The organism is Halogeometricum sp. CBA1124 (assembly GCF_009741955.1).
In the GTDB taxonomy this organism is placed as follows: Archaea; Halobacteriota; Halobacteria; order Halobacteriales; family Haloferacaceae; genus Halogeometricum; species Halogeometricum rufum.
On record NZ_WPCD01000380.1, the window covers coordinates 1 to 1121 of the forward strand.

Below are 1121 nucleotides of genomic sequence, written 5' to 3' on the forward strand. Positions count from 1 at the left end.
CGGCGACGGCGGTTCCGACGACGCTGACGAGGACGAGGGCGAGGAGGAGTCGGTGACGGGCGGGCATTCGGGCGAACGTCGCGGCGCGGCGCCAAGAAGATTGGCGACCCGGTCAGCGCGCGGACCGAATCGCGTCGGCGACGGATTTCGTCGTCTCCGGCGTCGCCCGCGCCATCGCCTCGACGGAGACGTACCGGCCGAGTTCCCGGCCGAGCCAGTCGACGTGTACCGCGTCGTCGTCTTCGTACTCGTGCAGTCGCTTCGCGACGTACTCCAGCGCACCGACCGTCTGGAGCACGTGACGGGCGAGACGCGGAGGCGCGTCAGACGCCAGCGCGGACTCCACCGCCCGAAACGCCGACTCGCGCATCCGCCGCACGTCCGCGGCGCTCTCGACGGTCACGTAGTCCCCGCGCTCGACGCGTTCGCGGAGACGCTCGAACGCCCGGATACGAACCAGCGTCCAGAACGCCGAGAGGACGACGTTCGCCCGTTGGCCGGTCGCTCGTTCGTCGTCGATTCGGTCGGCGTACTCGATGCCGTCGCGGAGTTCGACCAGCGCGGATCCCACGGGCGCCTCCGCGGCGTCGCCCCCGACGTACGACGACGGCGACCCGTCCGCGGCCGGGAGTTCCTCTCGCCGGTCGTTCATCGTCGCGGTCAGCGACTCGCCCGCCGCGCGGAACACCGGGCCCATCGGCCGCGTCGCCGACAGCGAGGCGACGAACCGGTCGTACAGGTAGGCACCGTGCGTCAGCGACGCCCGCGCGGCGGCGACGTCGCCGGCCATCTCGCCGATTACGACGGGGTTCTCGGCGACGTACCGCGACCGGTCGACCGCGCCGGAGAGCCTGCGGCCGGCGGTGGCGACGTGGCCTTCGACTTCGCCGTGGGCGAGCACCGCCCGGACCGGGTCGTCGCCGACGTAGCGCCAGCGCCCGCGGAAGTCGTCTATCTCGCCTCGGACCGCGGACGCCGTCTCGCGCACGTCGTCGAAGGCGACGTCCCCGTCGATGGCCCGCCACGCCGTCGCCACCGCGGTGGCGGACTCGCGAGCGTACCGAAGCGGCCCCAGCGCTTCGACGGGCGACGGCGCCTCGGAGACGTCTTCGAGGGCGTCG

Annotated in this window: 1 protein-coding gene; it reads right to left on the reverse strand. The window is 73.1% G+C overall.

All coding sequences use genetic code 11. The annotated features are described in order from the left end of the window. Positions 1-112: 112 nt before the first annotated feature. On the reverse strand, positions 113-1121 hold a 1009-nt coding region (locus tag GJ632_RS22690; RefSeq protein ID WP_197428159.1), incomplete at its 5' end, for a hypothetical protein.